The organism is Streptomyces durhamensis (assembly GCF_000725475.1).
Lineage (GTDB): Bacteria > Actinomycetota > Actinomycetes > Streptomycetales > Streptomycetaceae > Streptomyces > Streptomyces filipinensis.
This window is the reverse complement of the sequence record NZ_JNXR01000126.1, coordinates 1-401: the sequence shown is the minus strand read 5'-3', so window position 1 is coordinate 401 and position 401 is coordinate 1. Positions and strand designations below refer to the sequence as shown.

1 protein-coding gene is annotated in these 401 nt (G+C 65.8%); it reads left to right on the top strand.

What is annotated here, in order from left to right:
- Positions 1–401, top strand: a 401-nt coding sequence (locus IO33_RS0142075) for a cbb3-type cytochrome c oxidase subunit I (RefSeq protein WP_031174346.1), incomplete at both ends; no start/stop codon positions are given.

Below are 401 nucleotides of genomic sequence, written 5' to 3'. Positions count from 1 at the left end.
TGGTCACGTCGTTCGCGTTCTTCCTGATCGGTGGCGTCATGGCGCTGCTGATGCGTGCGGAGCTGGCCCGGCCGGGTCTGCAGATCATGTCGAACGAGCAGTTCAACCAGGCGTTCACGATGCACGGCACGATCATGCTGCTGATGTTCGCGACGCCGCTGTTCGCCGGTTTCACCAACTGGATCATGCCGCTGCAGATCGGCGCGCCCGACGTGGCGTTCCCGCGGCTGAACATGTTCGCCTACTGGCTGTACCTGTTCGGCTCGACCATCGCGGTGGGCGGCTTCCTCACCCCCGAGGGTGCGGCCGACTTCGGCTGGTTCGCCTACTCCCCGCTGTCGGACGCGGTCCGCAGCCCGGGCATCGGCGCCGACATGTGGATCATGGGTCTGGCCTTCTCC